The following is a 20,825-nucleotide window of genomic DNA, read 5'->3' as shown; positions in this document are numbered from 1 at the left end:
AGGAGACCACAAGGGCGGCGCTCCGGCCAGAGCGCCGCCCCGTGGTGTTACCGAACCGACACCCATGTGAGTCGGTGGTGCGGATGATCAGTCCGGATCGTCCGGATGCTTACGCAGATGCAGGATGCTCAGCAGGAGACCGCCCCACAGCGTGACGAGGGCGAGAATCATCATGGCGACGGCCGCTGTGCTCATCGGGTACCTCCTGTGGACGAGTCGGGTCCGGGTAAGGGAGCACCGGACGAAGCAGGCGCCTGGGCGGATGCGGGCGGACGGTTCTCGTCCAGCTCGTATTCCTCGTCGATTCCCCTGCGCCAGGGGATGAACGTCAGGAGGACGGCGAGGATGATCACGCCGGCCTGCACGCTCCAGCCGAAGGCCGTGACCAGGCTGTCGGGAAGACCGCCGTAGCCGTCGCGGACACGGTCGCGGATCTCGCTGAACAGCATGTAGCCGAGGACGAGCGGGGTGATGATGCCCGTGAACACCATCCAGCCCGTGCCGACCTTGAACGACGACACCGAGTTGAGGTGGTCGCGGAGTTCGGGCAGACGACGATAGATCCACGCGACCACCACGAGCGCCACGAAGGCGACACCCACGATGCCGAACTGGTTCGCGAAGCGGTCCACCACGTCGAGAGTGTTCAGGCCGGTGGTGGTGGGGAAGAGCAGCAGCGACACGATTGCCGACACACCACCGATGGCGAGTACCGCCGGCACCCGGCCGAGGCCCGTCTTGTCCTGGAAGGCCGAGACGGTCACCTGGATGATGCTGATCATCGACGTGAACCCGGCGAAGACCAGCGAACCGAAGAACAGCACACCGAAGAGCGGGCCGCCGGGCATCTCCGAGACGATCGTGGGGAAAGCGATGAAGGCGAGGCCGATACCGCCCGCGACCACCTCACCGACCTCGACACCCTGCGCCTGGGCCATGAAGCCGAGAGCGGAGAAGACGCCGATGCCGGCGAGCACCTCGAAGCTCGAGTTCGAGAACCCGACCACGAGACCCGAACCGGTGAGGTTCGTCTTGCGCTTCAGGTACGACGCGTAGGTCACCATGATGCCGAAGGCGACGGACAGCGAGAAGAAGATCTGCGCGTACGCCGCGATCCACACCCCGGTGTCGGTCAGCGCCGACCAGTTCGGGGTGAAGAACGCATCGAGACCGGCGGTCGCGCCGTCGAGGGTCAGCGACCGGACGACGAGCGCACCGAACAGCAGGACCAGCAACGGCACGAAGAACCGATTGGCGTTGCCGATACCGCGCTGGACGCCGAGAGCGAGCACCGCGAGCGTCGCGATCCAGACCAGCAGCAGCGTCCACGCGACGCCCGGCACGAAGCTCAGGCCGAAGGTCGCATCGGTGTCCTGGTTCAGGAACGAACTCATGAAGAAGCCTTCGGGGTCGTCGCCCCAGGCCTCGGTGATCGAGAAGAAGGTGTACCGCGCGGCCCAGGCCACGATCACCGCGTAGTACACGCCGATGACGAAGCACACCAGCACCTGCCACCAGCCGATGAATTCGGCGCCGCGGCGCAGTCTGCGGAAGGCCAGCGGCGGCGATCCGCGGAACTTGTGCCCGATCGCGTAGTCGACCAGGAGAAGGGGGATACCCGCGGTCAGCAGCGCGACCAGATACGGGATCAGGAATGCGCCACCACCGTTCTCGTAAGCGATGTACGGGAAGCGCCAGATGTTGCCGAGTCCGACCGCCGAGCCGATTGCGGCCATGATGAACACCGACCGGCCCGACCAGACTTCCCGTTTACGTGTGACCTCGTGCTGTGCCACGAACCTCGTCCCTCCATTCATCCGGATGGAGGACAACGCTAGCGCCCCGACCGGCGCGCGGGCGATCTTTTCGGGTCGGCGCCTTCAGTCGTCGTCCCAGAGCCGCAGGTCCGGGGGAGTTTCGTCCTCGTCCCCCTCCTCGCCGACGTTCCGGTAGCGGAATGCGAAGACGATCCAGCCGACCGCGGCGACGAGCACGAAACTGATCAACCGGTAGACGACCACCGCCGACAGGGCCTGCGCGCCGGTCATGCCGGAGGCGGTGAGCGCCGGCACGAGCACGGCGTCCATGACACCCAGACCGGCGGGGAGCAGCGGGATGGCACGGCTGGTGGCGGTTCCGGCCGCGTAGGCGACCGCGATACCGGCCAGGCTCGGCGCGCCACCGACCGCGTATGCGGCGAACGCCAGGCACGCACCGTCGCATACCCAGTTGCTCAGCGACCAGCCGAACGCGCGGGCCGCATGAGGACGATCGAGTTGCACCGCGCTCAGCTGGCCGACGATCTTCCGCCACGCTCGCGCACCCGCCTGCTCCGGCTTCTTCCGCAACCGGTTCAGGCTCCGCAGGGCGATCAGGCCGATCGATTCGAACGAACCAGGATTGCCGGCCGCGTACTGGATGAGCACGACCAGCAGCAGCAGACCGCCGAGCGAGAAGATCAGCGAGAACGGGTTGTTGCTGGCGCCGACGAGCAGAGCGCCGACGATGCCGAGCAGTGCGAGTCCGGCGGCCTGGAGGAGCCCGGCCATGACCAGCTGCCAGGTCGCCACCACCGGGGGTGCGCCCCAGCGCCGCATCTGTCGGTAGGTGAAGGTCGTCCCGACCACCGGTCCGCCCGGCAGGGTGACGCTCATGGAGTTCGCCGCGAGGGCCACCGAAAGCGATTGCCATTGCGAGACCTTCACACCCGCCGCGGACAGTAGCGCCCGCTGCACCCGTGCGAAGGTCGACATCTCCGCCATCGAGGCGAACACCGCTGCCGCGACCCAACCCCAGTGAAGATGCCCGAGGCCGCGGACGCTGTCGGACAGTTCCGGCCACACGAGCACGATCTCGACGGTGAGCACCACGACGAGCAGAGCACCGACGATCCACTTGAGATACCGGCGTCGCTTCGGGGTGAGCGGCCCGCTCTCACCGTGCGGGCTCTCGTCGGCTCCGTCGTCCGGCTCCTCGGGTGTCACGGTCTCGTTCGTCATCTAGTCAGTGGGCCAGCTCGACAGCGTGCGGCGGTAGAGGTCCTCGACTTCGGCGATGTGCTCACCGAGGTCCTCCCGCGACCAGCCGCTCACGTCGATCGGTTCGAGCACCGCCACATCGACGGTGCCCGACCGCAGCAGGGTCGAGTGCTTCCACAGGATCTCGCCGGCGTTGCGGATCACGACCGGCACGATCGGGACACCGGCCTGCATCGCGATGTGGAAGGCGCCCTTCTTGAACCTGCCGATCGCCGGGGTCAGCGAGCGTGTGCCCTCGGGGGCGATGACGATCGACGTCCCCTCGCGGAGGGTGTCGACGACGGGTCCGAGCGCCGCAACCGCCCGCTCGGTGTTCGTGCGGTCGACAAAGGTGGCGCCGACGAACCGCAGAAGCGGCCCGAACAACGGGTCGTTGGCCATCTCCTTCTTCGTCACGCCCGTGAAGTCCTGCCTCAGGACCTTGGCCAGCACCACCGGGTCGAGCTGACTCTGGTGGTTGAAGATGAACACCGCCGGCCGGGCGGCCCACGCATTCGCTTCCCCGACGATGCGTACGTTCACTCCGGCGAGGGCCAGGGAGACCTCGGTGCCGATGCTGATGATCGAGTCCAGCGCGGTCTTGCGGCTGCGGTTGATCAGACCGAGACCGAGACCCGTCCACACCGAGCCGAACATCCCGCCGTAGGCGGCGGCGGTGCGGACGAGTTCGCGGGCGCCCGGCGTACCGCGCGGCCGGAACCGCATGATCGGCCAGTCGCGTTCGATGGCGAATCGGGTGAGAGTGCGATCGGGGTTCGTGGCCGTGGGGTTGCCGGCGACGGCCAGGAACTCCACGTCCTCACCACCGTTGGAATAGGTGTAGCTGGCCTCGGCGTCGATGCCGTGTGTCTCGACGAAATTGCGTGCCGCCTCCGCTTTGCCGCTGCGCCACAACGATTTCCCGTCGACCCGTCCGGTGAGCACACCGTTCTCGACCTCGAGTGGGGTGAACAGGATGTGCTCGACGCCCAGCGCGTCCCCGGCGGCCTGGATCTGGTAGCGGGACGCCGACGAGGCGATCACCACCGTGTGGCCCGCGTTCTGGTGCGCGCCGATGAGTTGCCACGCCTCCGGATAGAGGTGTCCGGCGATCGTCGTCATGAACAGCCGGCGGCCGATCTCGTAGAGCTCGTCCTCGGTGTGACCGCGCCACGCCTTGAAGGCGATCGCGACGAAGCGTTCGAAGTCCTCCTCGGTCTCCGTCCCGCGGATCCCGTTGATCATCGTCGCGGCCAGTTCGGATGCGGAGACCTTCCCGGCGAGCACCCGGTCGCGGAAGAAGTGGACACCGGAGAAGCCGTGCACGATGGTGCCGTCGAAATCGAAGAAGGCCGCCACCTCGGGTCCCTGCGGACCCGTACGCACCCGTTCGAGGGCCTGCTCGAGGTTCACCGTTCCACCTTTCTGTTCGACACGTCGAGCGACTCGGCCAGCGCGACCCGCTGGGCCAACTCGGACAGCTCCGCTGCGAATGCCTTCCTGCGCTCGCGGACGGTCTCGGGGTCCTCGTCGTGGTCGAGCAATCCTCGATTGCGCGCCAGGTCGAGCGCGGACGCGAACAACTCCGACGACACCGATTCCGGCCCGTACAGGCGGCGCTGCAGCAGCATCTGCCGGCCCACCGCCACACACTCGGACAGGAAGGCGGCGCGGTCGACCTCGAGCTCCGGATCCCGGACGGCGAGGCGCTCGGCGACGACGAGCTGCGCGTCGAAGAACGACCGCAGCGTGCGGTGCGACATGAAGAAGCCGGTCTCGACGAGACCGGTCAGCGCTTCGTCCTTCGTCGGCAGCGTGTCGCCCCAGGACGGGACGAGCAAGGCGAGCTCGTCGCGCATCTGGGTCTCGTAGGTGTCTCGGTCGGGGAAGAAGAACTCGAACTTCAGCAGGTCGCGCAGGTTCTTCGCCTCCTCCCACGCCACCCGGACAGGATCGTCACCGAGATTGGCGTGCGCGTAGAGGATGGCCAGCTCCATGATCGACCGGTTGACGAACCAGTGCACGCCGCTGTTGCGGTAGAACGCCGCGACGAGATGCTGACCCGGCTGGATCGAGTAGACCGGTTCCTCCCCGCCGGCGTAGGTGGTGACCACCCCCGCGTGGGTGAGCGACGAGAGCACGTCCTCGAGCCCACCTTCGACGTCGAGGATGTGGAGCCCGCCCTGCGGGACACCGCGGCGATCGAGATAACGGCGGACAGGTGCGATCACGGCCCGCACCTCCTCGAGCGTCAGCGAGCGGTCGCGCACACCGAGCAGGGCCAGGGTGACCAGGCAGTTCACCGTCACCGGAGTGTTGCAGTTGATGCCGACCGCGACTTCGAAGGCGACCTTCTGCAGCGCCTTGCGGCGCAGCACCCGTATCTCCTCGGAATCCGTCGGCGCCGCGGACGGGTCGGCTGCCGGCGCCGGTGCGGTCAGGTCCGGATCCCCACCGGCGACCAGCAGTTCGCGCATCGACACGGGATCGCCGAACCGCACGTACACGTTCCCGGCCCGCTTGCGCTGATTGCGGGCGTAGCGCACCAGCCACCCCAGGCCTTCGGTTTTCTTCGTCGCGCCGGTCTGTTCGGCGGCGACCGCCGCGACCTCGGCGAGTCCCTCGTAGGTGATCGAGACCGGCACCAGCATCGCGTCCTCGACGCGTCCGCCGCGGATCGCGTTGGCGACGTAGCTGAGCAATCCGTAGCGCGGGGCCCGGAGCTTGCCGGTGCGGGTCCGGCCGCCCTCGAAGTACCACTCGAGGTTGAACCGCTTGCTCAGCAGGAACGCGAAGTACTCCTCGAGCGCGGCCTTGTAGACGTCGTCGTCTGCGAAGCTGCGCCGGATGAACACCGTGCCGGTGCGGCGGGCGACGGGACCGATCGGCCAGAAGGTGAGGTTGGCCCCGCCCATGATGTGGTTGCCGGGAAAATCGTTCGCCGCCAGGATGTCGCCCAGCACGAAGGCATCGGCGTAGGACCGGTGCGAGGGGAGGAAGACCAGGGCGTACCGGCGGTTGGACTCGCGCAGTGCGCGCAGACCGGCCTCGTCGGCGTGCACGGTCCATGCCGACGCGTGCAACGGCCGCATCGCCTGCGTGAACAGGTCGGTGACCAATCGTGACTGCACGGCCACGAGTTCGTCGAGGGAACTGCGCGCCCGCGACTCGACCTCGGCGCGCGAGAGGCCGTGCTCGGCGGCGATCTCGTCGAGACGGCGCCGGAAGATCGGCGAGTCCATGATCTGGGCGGCGACGAGCCGCGGGACCTTGTAGCGGTCGCCGATCACCGCTCGCTCCGCGCGTTCGAGCGCGACGACGGCGCGACGGGTCACGTACCGCGCGAGTGCCCCGTCGTCACCGTCACCGCCCTCCGCCCTGAGCGCGTCCCGCAGTTCGGACAGGCGGGCCGGTTTCGCGACGACGATCCGGTAGCGGTCGGCACCCTTGCGCACGAGCCATTTCTGCAGCAGCAGATTCGGATTGCGTGGGTTCGTGAGGGCGAGGACGTCGGCGAACCGGATACGCCGCGCACCGTCGCGCTCCGCCGGGAGCCACACGATCCGCAAGGGCAGGATCAGCGGATCGTCGGTGCGGGTCACGAGCTCCTCGGTGAGCACCCGTGAGTCGAGGTCGAGCGACTCGGGGCGGGTCGGCGTGCGGTACTCGGCGGGAAGCTCGTCCGAGCGCAGCCAATCCTCGATCATCGTTCGTTCGAGAGCCGTCGTGTACGCGAGGACCGCCACCGTGGGTCCGTCGTCCGCCCGCACGGTGTCGTCTCCTCGTACCCGGCTCTGTTGATCGTTTCTCATCTCACCCCGTCCAGAAGTCACCTCGGTGTGAAAGCTACCTGTCGCGGCCGGTTCGTTCGGGCGATCCGGAGGAGAACACACACTGTGCGGATGCACCGGTGGGCGCTGTGCAGATGCACCGGGGGAGTGTCTGAACGACAATATGGTGGACGAGAGGACTCGGTGGGAGCCGCCGACGACAGGGAGGGCGCAGTGACCACAGGTGCCGGACCGGAGGGTGTCGGCTACGCGGGGGTGAGGGAGACGCATTCGTCGGTGGTCTTCTTCGTCGGCGAGCGCGTGCACAAACTGAAGAAGCCGCTCGACCTGGGCTTCCTCGACAACCGCACGCGTGAGGCCCGTGAACGGATCTGCCACCGGGAGGTGGAGCTCAACCGGCGTCTCGCACCGGACGTCTATCTGGGCGTCGCGGACGTCCACGGCCCGGACGGACAGTTGTGCGAGCACCTCGTCGAAATGGTGCGGCTGCCCGACGACCGGCGCCTGGCCGCCGCGGTCCGCCGAGGTGAGGACGTGTCGGTGGTGATCGACGAGGTGGCACAGCAGGTCGCCGCACTGCACGCCTCCTCGCCGCACGGTCCCGAGATCGACCGGTGTGCCTCCGCGGATTTCGTCGCCGAGCTGTGGGATCTCAGTCTCGACCATCTCGGCCGGCTGGAGGTAGGGGCGGATCGTGCCGGGGCGTTGACGCGGATCCGGGAGTCCGTGCACCGTTACCTCGCCGGCCGGGCGGTGCTGTTCGACGAACGCATCGCGGCGGGCCGGGCCGTGGACGGACACGGCGACCTGCTCGCCGACGACATCTTCTGTCTCGACGACGGTCCGCGCATCATCGACTGCCTCGAGTTCGACGACGAGTTGCGCTACGGCGACGCAGTACTCGATCTCGCCTTCCTCGCAATGGATCTCGAACGTCTCGGTGCCGAACCCGCAGCACGGCGGTTGCTCGAGCAATATGGTGAGGTCTCGGGCGATCACCCGCCCTCCTCTCTCGTGCACCACTACATCGCCTATCGAGCGTTGGTGCGCGCGAAGGTGACCGCCCTACGCTACGAGCAGGGTGATGCAGCGGCGCGGGAAACGGCGACCGGTCTCGTCGAGTTGCTCGAGGGACATCTCGACCGGGGACGCGTGCGCATGGTGCTCGTCGGTGGTGTCTCCGCGACCGGCAAGACGACACTGTCGCGCACGGTCGGTGCGTATCTCGGAGCGGACGTAGTGCGCAGCGACATCGTCCGCAAGGAGTTGGCGGGTCTGCAACCCACCGACCGCATCGGCGACGGTACGGATGCCGGTCTGTACGCACCGACGCATTCGGAGGCGACCTACCGCGAACTGCTGCGCCGTGCCGAGACCGCTCTGGCCCGGGGACGATCCGTCGTGCTGGACGCGACCTGGTTGTCGTCCGGGCAGCGCGACGCGGCCCGCAAGGTCGCGGACGGTGCTTCCGTGGATGTGATCGAGATCGAGTGCCGTGCAGACAAGGGAATCCTGTTGCAACGGATGGCATCCCGAGCCGAGCGCGGCGACGATGCCTCCGATGCGACCCCTGCCGTGCTCGAACAGCAACTCCGCCGGCGGGATCCGTGGCCGGAGGCAGCGGCGATCGATACGGGTGTCGAGACCGTCGACGCGGCGCGACTGGAGAGCATGCTCGGTCCAGCGCCCTGGTGATCGCGCCCCGAGAACAGTGAACGGGGATCGCTTCGTCGAAGCGATCCCCGTCGGACCGGAACGATCGGTTCTAGACCTTGCGGGCGATGAGCACCGAGCACGGAGCCTTGTGCAGCAGGTTCTGGCTCGTGGATCCGAGCAGGGCGGCGCGGAACTGGCCACGTCCGTGGCTTCCGACTGCGACGAGTTGGGCGTCGTCGAGGTGCGCGAGCAGGACCTTCGAGGCCGGGCCCCGGTCGATCACACGCTCGACGGTGACCTCGGGGTGGCGATCACTCCAGCCGGCCAGCGTCTCGGCGAGAACCGCGGTCTCCGAGGTCTCCACGGCATCCCAATCGACCAGCGCAGCCGTGGCGCCGACACCGAGTGCGGCGTCACCGAGCCAGGAGTGCACTGCCCGCAGCGGAACCCCGAGGGCCGACGCGAGATAGAACGCGTGAGTGACTGCGGCAGAGGACAATTCGCTACCGTCCACACCGACGACGATCGGCCGGGAATCGGGCAGCGGAGAATCGGTGTTGCCGCGCCACACGACCGCCGGGCAGGGCGCATGGTTCGCGACGCGCAGAACGGTGGAGCCGAGGAGGAAGTTCTCCAGCGCACCCGCGCCGGTGGCGCCCATGACGACCAGGCGTGCGTCCTCGGCGGCCTCGAGCAGCGACTTGGCTGCGGGACCGGGACCGATGAAGCTGCTGATCTCGAGCTCGGGGTGATCTGCGCGGACTCGCTCGGCGGCGTCGGCGAGGAGCTTCTTGCCGTCCTCCTCGAGCTGCTGGATCATCTGCGACTGCACGAGCACTGCGGCCTCGCTGTAGAAGATGCCCTCCGGGGGCATCGAGTGCACGAGGTGGAGGGGTGCTCCGATGCGCGACGCGACGGCACCGGCCCACCGCGCTGCCGCTACAGCCGTTTCGGAGCCGTCGACGCCTGCGACGACTGCCTTGCGGGTGCTCGGTGTGCTCATGGATGTCTCCTTCTCGTTGCGACGCGCGGCTTCCCGCGCGCAGGTCGGCCCGAGGCCACGTTACCGCCACGACGCGGCCGTGACCCGGTGTCGACGATCTTCATGATCCCCGATCGGGGAGGCCCCGGCCAGAGCCTTCCGGCCTCGATCAGGTCCACAATCGGCGAGCGGCGCGGTATGCCTTCCGCCATCCGCTGTCCAGATGTGCGGCCTGCGCGTCGCCGATCTCGGTCTCGATCCGGAACAGGATCCCGAGCCCGAAACTGGTCTCGGCGGTGTGGCCCTGCTCGGAGAGCATGTCCAGGAGGTGTTCCCGCGCCACGACGGAGTCCTGGAATTCACCGAGCAGATCCTGGAAGTCGTCGAATCGGTCGAGGATCCGCCCGGAACGCTTCGGATGCAGCGGCGCGATCACCTCGATGGCATACCGCATCCGTTTGGCGCCCTTGCGTGCCCGGTGCATCAGCGCGTCGCGCTCCGCCGGGTTCTCGGCGTCGCCGACCCTGTCGACGCGGCGCGAGACCTTTTTCGACAGCGCTGCGACCGCGCGCAACAGTTCCTTCCGTGCCACTNCCCCCGCCGCTTCTGTGGCGGGCGCTATGTCGGTGATCGCCGCGTCGAGGCGGGTGAGCAGCCCGACGTACCGGTCCGAGTCCAGTGTGTCGACTGCTTCGAGGCGGGCGGCCTCCGACCGTGCCGAGAAGTACTCGTCGATACGGGCTCTCGTCGCTTCCCGGTGCGATTCGACCGGGATGTCGGCCACGCGATCCGTGAGCCGTTCCCATTGGACCTCGAGATCACGTGACGGGCTGAGACGTCTTCCGAGCCAACGGAGTTCGTCGACGAGATCGGGATCCACGACGATCTCGTCGGAATAGGTCTGCAGTGCGCTGCGCAGACGCCGCGCGGCCTTGCGCATGCTGTGCACCGCGTCGCGTGCGTCGCGGCGGACGGCGATGTCGGACAAACCCAGGGTGTGCAGTTCGCTCGAGAGATAGTCGCGTACCGGGATCAGGCCCTTCGCGATCGGCGGGCGGGCGGGGAGCAGGTCGCCGAGCACGCGGTGGAGCTTCGACGGGCTCTCCGAACGGGTGATCCCGACGGCCGCGAAGCGTTCCTCGAGTGCTGTGAGGAATCGGCCGATCGTCTTGTCGCCGAGGGTGGAATTCCACTCGACCTCGATCTCCTTCCAGCGGATCTCGGATCCGTCGGCGCTGCGCACGGCGTCGACGTCGTCGACCACCACCTCCGCGACGAAGCCGCCGTCGGACGACCGGAGCCGGTGCCGATGTCGTCGGGTCACGAGCAGAGCGGCCAGGCTCAACGGGGCGCCACGGCGGATGCCGCGCAACAGGGATCCGAGGTCTGCGGGAACGTCCTCGGCCGAGTCGTCGCCGAGGGGGAAGTGCAGTTCGGTGCGGGTGTCGACACCGGAGGGCAGTTTGAGATGCCATCCCGCGTCGTCGCCGCCCTCGCGCCTGCGGAGCGTGATCTTCGAGCGCAGCAGGCACAGGTCGGCGGTGTCGTAGTACTGGGCCGACAATTCGAACCGGTCGACGTCGATCGCATCGACGGACGGCAGTCCCGTCAGGTCCGGAAGCGGCCGGTCGCCGGTGGCGGAGTACTTGCGTTCCGCCTCCTCCGCGACGGTCGCCGACGATGTGCTGGGCATCCATCTGCTCCTCTCGGTGCGCGTTGCCTCCACCTTGCCACGCGGTCCGATATGAGGGGATTCGTCCGACTGTGATCTGCCGATACCGGGCAAAGAGCACTTCGGCCCTGGTCAAGGCCCGGTTTCGGGGTGATCATGGTTCGACGCGGGTCCGGAGGTAGTGATGAAGGTTCTTGTTTCGGTGGCCAGTCGGCACGGTTCGACCGCGGAGATCGCGACTGCGCTGGCCGCGTCGATGCGCCACCACGGCGCGCAGGTCGACGTGAACGCGCCCGAGCACGTCGACGAGGTCGACGCGTACGACGTCGTGGTGCTCGGCAGCGCCGTCTACCGCAGTCGCTGGCTGCGCAGCGCGCGGGAGTTCTCCGACCGGCACGCGGCCGAACTGCGCGAACGCGACGTCTACCTGTTCTCGTCGGGTCCCGTCGCCTCGGGCGGGAGGTCGGTGAACACGTGCTACGACGCGTGCGCCGTCGCCGAACGCATCGAGGCCGTCGAACATCGCACCTTCCCGGGGAAGCTGGATCCGGCGGTGCTCGGCACCGGCGAACGGATGGTCGTCAGGATGGTCGGCGCCCCTTCCGGTGACTTCCGGGACTGGGACGCGATCGGTGCTTGGGGTGCGCGCATCGTGGCGCGCACGACCGCGCGGGAGCGCGACCTCGACGGCATCGGTTCGGCTCCCGCGCGACGTGGGGCGCGCCGCTAGGCGGATATTCCACCCGGGTGATCGGCCCGAGTCCCGAGCCGGTCGATCAGCCCGAGCTGCCCTGGTAGTGCGTGCTCAGTTCGGCTGCGCGGTCCCAGATCGACCAGTCGACCGGGCGTTCCTCCAATTGGGCCTCGACCACCTCGAACCCGGCGTGCCAGGCGGCGCCGTGTGCGAGGGCGTCCTCCTCGTCGTCGGTGGTGTGGGTGAGGGTGAGCCAGCACCCGCCGGAGCCGTCCGGAGTGAGTTCCCAGTGCAGAACGTCGGTGTCCCAGAGGTATTCCAGGATCCGTGCGGGCCGCACCGTGAGGACACTGCCCATGCTGGTGTGCCCTTCGGGCAGGCCGAAACGGCGGGTCTGTTCCTGCGTCGAGCGGAATTCGAGTGTGGCGCCGGGTGTGAGCGCGAACTCGACGTCGGCAGGGAACCAGGCGCGGAGATGTTGCGGATCGGTCAGGACCCGCCACACCTTCTCCGGCGGGTGGGGGAACGAGCGTTCGAACCGCAGGGCCACCCGCCCGTCATAGGTACGCGAGATGCTGCCGATTTCCATGGAAACCTCCAAGACGAGAACTCGCCGGTCAGCGGGGTCCTGGTGTGCTGTTACTCCATGCTGCCAGGTTTCGTCGGCTTACGAAGCGGGTCGGCCGACCTGTGATCGGATCGTGGAACGACAAGGATCTGGCCAGAAGCTGCAGCGGATTCGAATAATCCTGTGGCTCGAGCTCGTACACCTCCGGATAGAGGTTGTCGCCGAGAATGGGGATTCCGAGCGAGTTCATGTGTACCCGGAGTTGATGCGTCCGGCCGGTCTCGGGACGCAGACGGTAACGCGCACGGTCGTCGGCCGTGTCCACCAATTCGATCGAGGTCACGGCGTTGACGGGACCGTCGACCTCGCGGGCCTGCAGCACGCCGCGCTCCTTGACGATGCGGCTGCGGACCTCGCGAGGGAAGTCGAGGCGCGGCGCGGCCGGGGCGATCGCCTCGTACTCCTTCTCGACGAGACGCCGGTCGAACAGCGTCTGGTACGCGCGTCGCGCCTCGCGCCGGACGGTGAACACCAGGACGCCCGCCGTGAGCCGATCGAGCCGATGAACGGGGGACAGTTCGGGCAGGTCCAGATCCTTGCGCAACCGGACCACGGTCTCCGTCACCCAGGAACCACGCGGGGTGGTCGCCAGGAAGTGCGGCTTGTCCACGACGAGTAGGTTCTCGTCACGGTGGAGGACGTCGATCTCGAAGGGGACGCGCGGTTCGGCGGGCGGATCACGGTAGAGATACACGAATTCGCGTGGGACGTACGGGGTCGAAAATGTGACCGCTGTGCCGTCCTGTACGACCACTTCGCCGGATTCGATCTTCTCCGCGATGCGCGCCGCATCGTTCGGGAAGCGTGTGAGCAGGAACTCCGCTATGGTCTCCCAGCTGGGATTTTCCGGCAGTCGCAGGCGGGTGGGGTTCAGGCCGTCGCGAACGGGGAGGGGAGCTTCGGGCACGGGTCGGAGGTTAGCGGTGCGCCCGGAATGCGAGCGCCGAAGGCCCGACGATAACGCTGCCGGACTTTCCACGATAACGATTGTGTGCAAGCCTGCTTAAGGTTTCTGCACCGTCGATACCCTGGGACGGAAGTGAAGAATGTTACTGGAGTGCAAGGGGAGCATGTTGTGACGATGTCGGCGAAAACCGGAACACGTCGGCGGGGGGGACGCGCTCTCGTGCGGCTGCTGGTGGCGGCACTGGTCCTTCCGCTGGCGCTCGCGTTCAGTGGGCTCGGCGCCGGCACGGCTGCGGCCGATCCGTACGATCGCTTCCACGAGGACATGGTCGCCGCCCCGGGTGGGGTCGGGGCGATCAAGGTACGCATCTGGCGGGCGAACAACGGCAGCAACAAAGCCGTCTATCTGCTCGACGGTCTGCGCGCCACCGACGATGTGAGCGGCTGGGAACACGAGACAAACGCGGCGTGGCTCGCCGATCACGGCGTCAACGTGATCATGCCGGTGGGCGGACAGTCGAGCTTCTACGCCGACTGGTACGCGCCGAGCAATTTCAACGGCCAGCCCTACACCTACAAGTGGGAGTCCTTCCTCACCCAGAACCTCCCCGACCATCTCGCGAACGTCTACGGCATCGACCGCAACAACAACGCGGTGGTCGGCCTGTCGATGGGCGGTAACGCGGCGCTGATCCTGGCCGCCTACCACCGCGACCAGTTCAAGTTCGCCGGCTCCCTCTCGGGTTACCTCAACCTCTCGGCCCCCGGTATGCGCGAGGCCATCCGTCTCGCCATGCTCGACGCCGGCGGATACAACGCCGACGCGATGTGGGGACCGCCCTGGGACTCGGCGTGGCTGCGTCACGACCCGTTCGTCGCGGCGCCGCAGATGCGCGGACTGCCGATGTGGGTCTCCGCGGCGAGCGGTCTGCCCGGCCAGTACGACCGGCCGAACTCGCTCGTGGGCAGCTTCAACACGACCAACGCCATGGGTCTCGAAGCGCTCGCCCGCACGCAGAACCGCGCCTTCCAGGTGCGCCTGCTGACCCTGGGTATCGATACCGCACACTTCTCGTTCCCGATCGTCGGTACCCATTCGTGGGGTTACTGGCAGGACGAGCTGTGGGCGATGCTCCCGATGCTCAAGTCCTCGATTGGCGCCTGACGCCACCACATCGCTGGTCGGCCGCACCGTCGTCGTGACGGGGGCCACCAGCGGTGTGGGCGAAGCGACGGCCCGCGCCCTCGGGGCTGCCGGCGCCACCGTCGTCCTCGCCGGTCGCAACGTCGACCGGGGCAAGCGCATCGCCGACGAGATCGGCCCCCGGGCCGAGATGATGTCGCTCGATCTCGCCGACCTCTCGACGATCCGTGCCTTCGCAGACGCCTTCGCCGATCGCCGGATCGATGTCCTGGTCAACAACGCCGGGGTCATGGCGGTGCCGCTGGGTCGCACCGCCGACGGGTTCGAGATGCAGATCGGAACGAACCATCTCGGACACTTCGCCCTGACCGGACTGCTGTTGCCGCGTATCACCGGCCGCATCGTCACGGTGTCGAGCGCCGCCCACCTGATAGGCCGGATCGATCTCGACGACCTCAACTGGGAGCGCCGCCCGTACAACCGCGCCGCGGGGTACGCACAGTCGAAGCTCGCGAACCTGTTGTTCGCGCTCGAGCTCGAACGACGCCTCGCCGCCGCCCGCTCACCGCTGCGCGCCGTCGCGGCCCATCCGGGCTACGCGGCCACCGAGGTGGGCAGCCACACGGGGACGTGGTTCGACCGGTTGTTCGGTTTCGGCAAGACGATCCTGCAGCGCACCCCGGATCAGGGAGCCGAATCGGTCGTGCTCGCCGCTTCCGATCCGGGCATCGCGGGCGGCTACATCGGTCCGCGTCTCCTGCTCTACGGAGCGCCCGGTGTCGCCACCGTGGGGCGTCGGGCCCGCGACCGCGAGACCGCGACGCGGCTGTGGGAATTGTCGGAGAAGCTCACCGGAGTGCACTTCGAGATCGGCTGATAGCGTCGTCGCCCGCACCCCGTGACCGCCGCCCGACGGGCGCCCCGCGGTCACGGGATGCGGCGCATCGGCACGTGGTCGATCCCCGCCTCGAGGTAGTTCGCTCCGGTGCGCACGAACCCGAATCGCGCGTACCAGTGCTCCAGGTACGCCTGCGCCGAGATGTCGACCACCCCCGGGCAGGTCCCGAGCGCCGCCTCGATCAGCTCCGCGGCGAGGCCGCGCCCGCGTGCGTGCCGGGCGGTGGCGACACGGCCGATGTGGGCGACGTCCCCGTCGTCGTGGAGCACGCGCAGCGTCGCGAGGACCTCGTCACCCTCCCGCGTCCAGAACAGTTCGGTGGTCGGGTCGAGATCGCGGCCGTCGAGTTCAGGTTCGCTGGTGATGCCCTGCTCGAAGACGAACACATCGGTCCGCAGAGCGACGATCCGATACAGACTCTCGGGGTCGGTCTTCCTCAACGGGGCATGGTGGATGGACAGCACGTCCCGATCGTAGGGGGCGGGCTTCACCCGGCTGTGACGGTGGGGCGGGGCTTCACCCGCCCGTCGTGAACCCGTCGAGCAGTCCCGCATAGCGCTTCGGCGGGGGCGTCGCGAACTCTCCTCGCTTGCCGGTCGCCAGGCCCATCGTGAACAGCGACGGCACGGTCAGCGTCGCGGCCGCGACACCATCGACCACCGGCACCCCGATCTCCGCGGAGATGTGGGCGCACAGGTCGGCCATCCCGGCGCAGCCGAGCACAATGGTGTCGGAACCGTCCTCGCTCAGGGCGTCGAGGCACGCCTCGGTGACGATCCTGCGTGCGTCGGGATCGCTGTCGAGGGCCAGCACCGGCAGGTCGCACGCGTGCACGCCCCGGCACGCGTCGCGCATACGTAGCGGTGCGCGAGGTCCCACGCGCGTCCGGTCGTGCGAGCCAGCGTCGTGACGACGGAGAAGCCGCGCCCCAGGACCGCGGCGGCGCGCATGGCGGCCTCGGCGATGCCGACGACGGGCCCACCGGCGAGCTCGCGCGCCGCGTCCAGTCCGGGATCGCCGAAGCACGCGATGACATAGCCGTCGACGCTGTCGCGTTCGCCCTTCTCGATCTCGGTGAGGATGCCCGGCACGGCGAGCGCCTCGTCGTAGTGGCTCTCGATCGAGGGTGGGCCCATCGTGGCGGTCATCGACCACGTGGTGTTCGGGTTGACGACCTTGATGAACATGGAGGATCAGACTGCTTCCTGTGCGACCCGGTCGGGGAGACGGACTGCGAGGCGGGTGCGGGTCGCGAGCAGGTGGTAGACGACGAAACCGAGACCGCAGCCGATGAACCAGCTGTACTGGGCGGCGGTTCCCATGCCGGGCGCATCGTTGAACAGCACAGGGATCATCGCTACCACGGCGCCGACGACGGTCGCGATCACCGCGGCCGGGTTGTAGCCCTTGCGGTAGAAGTACGCGCCCTTCTCCGACATCGTGAACAGGTCGTCGACGATCACCTTCTGCTTGCGCACGAGGTAGTAGTCGGCGATGAGGATGCCGAACAGCGGACCGATGAACGCGCCCAGGGTTTCCAGGGTGTAGTGGATGACCTCGGGGTTGTCGTACAGATTCCACGGGGTGATCAGTTCGCCGTAGACGGGCAGCGTGAGCGACGCGGTGATCACCACGAGCAGCGAGAAGACCAGGAAGTTCACCGGCAGACCGAGGAAGTTGCCCTTCTTGACGGCGGCGTAGGACATCCCGTACCGGGAGAAGTCGCCGAAGTTGAGCATCGGGCCGGAGAAGTACGAGACCACCAAGACGATCGCGCCGAGCATGACCGGCACCGACGCCCATCCGGTGTGCGTGACCTCACCGAGGGTCAGATCGATTGCGCTCCAACCGGCCTGGGAGATCAGATAACCGCACAGCAGGAGCATCACGACGTAGGCGGCCGGCCCGCAGAAGTCGATGAACCGCCGGATCGACTCCATGCCGCGCCAGAACACGCAGGCCTGCAGCACCCAGAGCGTCAGGAAGCTGGCCCATCCGAGTGCGGACAGGCCGGCGAACCCGTAGTCCTCGACCACCGCATAGGGTGCGAGCGAAGGGAACAGCTTGATCAGCACCACGTCGAGTGCCGCCGAGGCGAGGAAGGTCTGGATCCCGTACCACGCCACCGCGATCAGACCGCGGATGATCGCGGGGATGTTCGCACCGAGGACGCCGAAGACGCTGCGGCAGATCACCGGAGAGGGCGCACCCGTGACCTGGCTGGGCTAGTGCGTTCCGGCGGTCTCGGGGGGCCGACACCTTGGCGACGAGATTGCAGAAGAAGTAGACGATCGTGATGCCCACGAGCAGGGCCACGAGGACCTGCCAGCTGGACAGACCGAGAGCGAACAGGCTTCCGGCGGTGACGTACCCGCCCACGCTGTGGACGTCGGACATCCAGAACGCGAAGATGTTGTACGAACCCCACCGCTGGTTCTTCAGCGGAGCGAGGTCGTCGTTGGTCAACCGCGGGTCGTATCCGGTCGCGGGCGGCGGGGCTGCGGCGGGGACGTTGCCGGCGCTCGGTGTCAGCACTTCGGTCATGCCTGCTCCTGTGCGAGGGGGAGCCGCCCGTGTCCCGGTGCGAGCCCGGTGGGCGGAGTCGAATCGATCGACGGAACATCAACGGCGGTGGTGAATTCCGATGTGCAGACCGCAATGGAGCGATATTGCCGGAGAGTTACCCGGCTCTCGCGGTGATAGCCACGCGAGTCGCCTTCCTGCACAGCGCATTCGAGAAGACGGTGCGACTCTTCGACGCGCCGGTCGTCCTCCTCGGTGGCGTTGCGCACGGCCGCGGCGAGCGACGCCGATTCGAGAGTCTCACGGACGAGGTACATCTCGCGCAGCTCCGCGATCGTCAGCTGGGCGACGATGTATCCGTGGTTCTGCCGGTGGGTCACGAGACCTTCGCCGATGAGGGTCTCGAGTGCTTCCCGGACCGGGATGCGACTCACCCCGAACAGCTCCGTGACCTCCCCGACGGGGATCGGTGTGCCCGGGGGTGCGGCTCCGGAGAGTAAGGCGCGGCGCAGCTCCTCGAGGATCACGTCCTGCGGGCGGCCCGGTACGTCGACGCGGAGCTCGTCCAGCAACGCGGATCTACGGCGTGGTGCCACGACCGGGTCCTCCTTCGTCCCCGGAATGCGAGTGCTCGACTCCGCGAAGGTAGTCCCGTCGTGTTACGTCCTCGTCTCCGCCGTGTGACGGGGATGCGCCCTCATGCGCCGCCGCGCGGAGGGAAGGTCGGCAGCGTCGGCATCGGCCGCGGCGTGGTGGGCGTCCCCGTGGTGGGGCGAGGCGTCCCGGTGTTCGGCGTGTCGCTCTCCTCGGTGTCCCGGCGCGGGCGGTCCTCGTCCGGCNGGCCCGCCGCGCCTGGTGAAGCCACCGGCGGTCGACGTCGCCGTGGTGGCGGAAGCGGCGGTGGATTCCGCAGCGGGCTCGGCGGTCGCTGCCGAGGTGGGGGTCACCACCGGTGCCTCGAACTCGGGTTCCCCCGTCGTCGTCTCCGCGGGCTCGGTGGGCGTGGTCTCGGTCGTCGCTGCGGTCGTGCTCGTCGCCACCGGCGACCCGATGTCGAGCGTCGGCTCGGCCGCAGGACGCAGGACCTGCCGCTCGACGGGCTCGGCCTGCGGGAACACGAACAACGCACCGACGCCCAGCACCGCGAACACCGCCACCGACGCCGCGATGACGGGAACGGTGCGCTTCGCCCGACGATCGCGACGGGGGAAGCCCTCCCGGTCCAGCGGTTCGAGCCGGCGCCCGAGATCGAGCAGTTCCGCCTCCGAGGGCTGCACCGTGAGCAGCCGTCCACGCAGGTGCGCGGGCAGAGGGGTGAAGGGGAGAAGCGAGAACGTTCCGAGCGCATTCGGCACGCGGGGCACCGCACGGTCGACGAAGTCCTGCGCATGGGCGAGGACACGTCCGTCGCCGGCGGAACCGAGCAACGCCTCGATCTCGTGGGACGAGAAGTGATGCCGGACCGTGAGGTCGACGACCTCACGCGCGGTGCCGTCGAGCAGGTGGACCGCCTCACGGACGTCGAGCACGTCGGAAGCGGCCTGATAGGCGGGGTCGGCCGCGGGGAGATATTCGAGGGCGGAGCCGGTGCGCTCGAGCACGCGGATGCATTCGGCACGGACCACGGCGTAGAGCCAGGCCCGCAGGAGACTCTCGTCGCGCAGCGACCGGATCCGCGCGGTCGCCGTCCAGACCGCGTCGTACACCACGTCCGAGGCCGATGACACGGCGACGAAGCCGCACGCGTACGCGTACAGGCCGGGGGCGAAACGGTCGAAGACCGCTGCCGTGGCGTCCGGCTCCCCGTTCCGCAACGCTGCGGCGAGTTCGCGGTCCGGACGTCCGGGGTGGTGCCCCATCGATGGAACCTCCCTGTCGTGCATGCGCCCCCGCGCGCCTGCGGTCGTGAGTTCCGGGGAAGTCTACGAGCAGGTGCGCCCCACGGCGAGGATGCGATCCATCGGGACCGTCGACGCCGGAAACGGGAGTGTCGCCACGCGGCGCGCGTCCGTAGGGTGGCGGGCATGGGGTGGACCACGAACGATATTCCGGATCTGTCGGGACGCACGATGATCGTGACGGGGGCCAACAGCGGACTCGGTGCAGAGACCGCCCGGGCGCTGGCGCACGCCGGTGCCGAGGTGGTGCTCGCGTGCCGCGATGTCGCCAAGGGTGAGTCGGTCGCGGCCGATCTCGGCGACCGCGCCACCGTGCGCCGTCTGGACCTGGCGGATCTCTCGTCGATCCGTGCGTTCGCCGACGAGGTGCGTGCCGAGCACGAGCGTATCGACGTCCTGGTCAACAACGCCGGCGTCATGGCGGTACCGCTGCGGCGGACGGCCGACGGTTTCGAGATGCAGATCGGTACCAATCACTTCGGCCACTTCGCGCTCACCGGGTTGCTGCTCGACCGCATCACCGACCGGGTGGTGACGGTCAGCAGCACGATGCACCGCATCGGCAGCATCGATCTCGACGACATCGATTGGGAACGTCGCCGCTACGAGCGGTGGCTCGCCTACGGGCAGTCGAAGCTCGCGAACCTGTTGTTCGCGTACGAACTGCAGCGACGCCTGACCGCAGCCGGATCGAGCGTGAGTTCGCTTGCCGCGCATCCGGGTTATTCGTCGACGAATCTGCAGTACCGCAGCGAGTCCTGGCACGGGAAGATCGTCGAACTCGTCACCCCGATCATCGGGCAGTCCCCGCAGCAGGGTGCGCTCCCGACGCTCTACGCGGCGACCTCACCGAATGCGGAGCCGGGTGGCTACTACGGGCCGGATTCCTTCTTCGAGATGCGCGGCCGGCCGAAGCGGGTGCAGTCCACCTCGCGGTCACGCGACGAGATCCTGGCGCGGAGGTTGTGGGAACTGTCGGAGCGGGTGTGCTCCGTCGAGTACTCGATGCCCTAGAT

The 20,825-nt window shown here is 68.1% G+C and carries 15 protein-coding genes and 4 pseudogenes; 5 read left to right on the top strand and 14 right to left on the bottom strand.

From position 1 onward, the window contains the following. Positions 1-87: 87 nt before the first annotated feature. From QR64_RS26290 to QR64_RS24005, 5 genes are all read right to left on the bottom strand, one after another. Positions 88-195, bottom strand: a complete 108-nt coding sequence (locus tag QR64_RS26290) for a methionine/alanine import family NSS transporter small subunit (RefSeq protein ID WP_006551747.1) — start codon at positions 193-195, stop codon at positions 88-90. Next, positions 192-1,796 (bottom strand): sodium-dependent transporter, encoded by a 1,605-nt coding sequence (locus QR64_RS24020; RefSeq protein WP_019289992.1) that lies wholly within the window; start codon positions 1,794-1,796, stop codon positions 192-194. Before QR64_RS24020 ends, QR64_RS26290 begins: the two co-directional genes overlap by 4 nt. Before the next feature lie 84 nt (positions 1,797-1,880). Then, positions 1,881-2,999: a YbhN family protein gene (locus tag QR64_RS24015; RefSeq protein WP_006551745.1), complete on the bottom strand. Its 1,119-nt coding sequence runs from the start codon at positions 2,997-2,999 to the stop codon at positions 1,881-1,883. Next, positions 3,000-4,430, bottom strand: coding sequence for an HAD-IB family hydrolase (locus QR64_RS24010; RefSeq protein WP_033096812.1), 1,431 nt, complete (start codon positions 4,428-4,430; stop codon positions 3,000-3,002). Then, positions 4,427-6,829 carry a glycerol-3-phosphate 1-O-acyltransferase gene (locus tag QR64_RS24005; protein ID WP_052227413.1) on the bottom strand — a complete coding sequence of 801 codons (2,403 nt, stop codon included), beginning with the start codon at positions 6,827-6,829 and terminating at the stop codon, positions 4,427-4,429. The genes QR64_RS24010 and QR64_RS24005 overlap by 4 nt, the downstream gene beginning before the upstream one ends. A 162-nt stretch (positions 6,830-6,991) precedes the next feature. On the opposite strand from QR64_RS24005, the gene QR64_RS24000 reads away from it, so the two are divergent. Further along, a complete protein-coding gene (locus QR64_RS24000; protein ID WP_039587643.1) occupies positions 6,992-8,503 on the top strand; it encodes an AAA family ATPase in 1,512 nt (503 codons plus the stop codon). Positions 8,504-8,573: 70 nt separating this feature from the next. Here the strand turns inward: QR64_RS24000 and QR64_RS23995 are convergent, their stop codons facing one another. The 3 genes and pseudogenes from QR64_RS23995 to QR64_RS23990 form a co-directional block, all read right to left on the bottom strand. After that, entirely contained in the window at positions 8,574-9,467 is an 894-nt protein-coding gene (locus tag QR64_RS23995; RefSeq protein WP_039587641.1) for a universal stress protein, read from the bottom strand. Between the two features lie 148 nt (positions 9,468-9,615). Then, positions 9,616-10,039, bottom strand: a pseudogene (locus tag QR64_RS28505) (CHAD domain-containing protein); the annotation flags it as partial. 1 nt (position 10,040) lies between these two features. After that, a partial coding sequence (locus QR64_RS23990) for a CYTH and CHAD domain-containing protein (RefSeq protein ID WP_235367321.1) occupies positions 10,041-11,139 on the bottom strand: 1,099 nt, incomplete at its 3' end. 163 nt (positions 11,140-11,302) lie between these two features. On the opposite strand from QR64_RS23990, the gene QR64_RS23985 reads away from it, so the two are divergent. Continuing rightward, a complete protein-coding gene (locus QR64_RS23985; RefSeq protein ID WP_037217072.1) occupies positions 11,303-11,848 on the top strand; it encodes a flavodoxin domain-containing protein in 546 nt (181 codons plus the stop codon). A 46-nt stretch (positions 11,849-11,894) separates the two neighbouring features. On the opposite strand, the gene QR64_RS23980 is transcribed toward QR64_RS23985, so the two are convergent. Continuing rightward, entirely contained in the window at positions 11,895-12,401 is a 507-nt protein-coding gene (locus QR64_RS23980) for an SRPBCC family protein (RefSeq protein WP_006551738.1), read from the bottom strand. Between the two features lie 28 nt (positions 12,402-12,429). Then, the gene (locus QR64_RS23975) at positions 12,430-13,347 is read right to left on the bottom strand and encodes a pseudouridine synthase (RefSeq protein WP_039587638.1); all 918 of its coding nucleotides are present in this window, start codon (positions 13,345-13,347) and stop codon (positions 12,430-12,432) included. A gap of 174 nt (positions 13,348-13,521) precedes the next feature. Here QR64_RS23975 and QR64_RS23970 point away from each other — a divergent pair, with 174 nt between their 5' ends. After that, positions 13,522-14,511, top strand: a complete 990-nt coding sequence (locus QR64_RS23970) for an alpha/beta hydrolase (RefSeq protein ID WP_051121583.1) — start codon at positions 13,522-13,524, stop codon at positions 14,509-14,511. Beyond that, on the top strand, positions 14,501-15,367 hold the full coding sequence (locus QR64_RS23965; RefSeq protein WP_039587635.1) for an oxidoreductase: 867 nt from the start codon (positions 14,501-14,503) through the stop codon (positions 15,365-15,367). The genes QR64_RS23970 and QR64_RS23965 overlap by 11 nt, the downstream gene beginning before the upstream one ends. A 50-nt stretch (positions 15,368-15,417) precedes the next feature. Here the strand turns inward: QR64_RS23965 and QR64_RS23960 are convergent, their stop codons facing one another. From QR64_RS23960 to QR64_RS23945, 4 genes and pseudogenes are all read right to left on the bottom strand, one after another. Continuing rightward, positions 15,418-15,852, bottom strand: a complete 435-nt coding sequence (locus QR64_RS23960; RefSeq protein ID WP_039587719.1) for a GNAT family N-acetyltransferase — start codon at positions 15,850-15,852, stop codon at positions 15,418-15,420. Between the two features lie 52 nt (positions 15,853-15,904). Further along, a pseudogene (locus tag QR64_RS23955) lies at positions 15,905-16,575 on the bottom strand (aspartate/glutamate racemase family protein). 6 nt (positions 16,576-16,581) lie between these two features. Continuing rightward, positions 16,582-17,932 (bottom strand): annotated as a pseudogene (locus QR64_RS23950) (NCS1 family nucleobase:cation symporter-1). Between the two features lie 140 nt (positions 17,933-18,072). Beyond that, positions 18,073-18,507, bottom strand: a pseudogene (locus QR64_RS23945) (GntR family transcriptional regulator); the annotation flags it as partial. Positions 18,508-19,935: 1,428 nt separating this feature from the next. On the opposite strand from QR64_RS23945, the gene QR64_RS23935 reads away from it, so the two are divergent. Beyond that, positions 19,936-20,823: an oxidoreductase gene (locus tag QR64_RS23935; RefSeq protein WP_024103050.1), complete on the top strand. Its 888-nt coding sequence runs from the start codon at positions 19,936-19,938 to the stop codon at positions 20,821-20,823. The last annotated feature ends 2 nt before the right edge of the window (positions 20,824-20,825 follow it).

The organism is Rhodococcus sp. Chr-9, assembly GCF_000801125.1.
In the GTDB taxonomy this organism is placed as follows: domain Bacteria; phylum Actinomycetota; class Actinomycetes; order Mycobacteriales; family Mycobacteriaceae; genus Rhodococcus; species Rhodococcus pyridinivorans.
The sequence above is the reverse complement of the archived record's forward strand: the minus strand, read 5'-3'. Positions and strand labels throughout refer to the sequence as shown.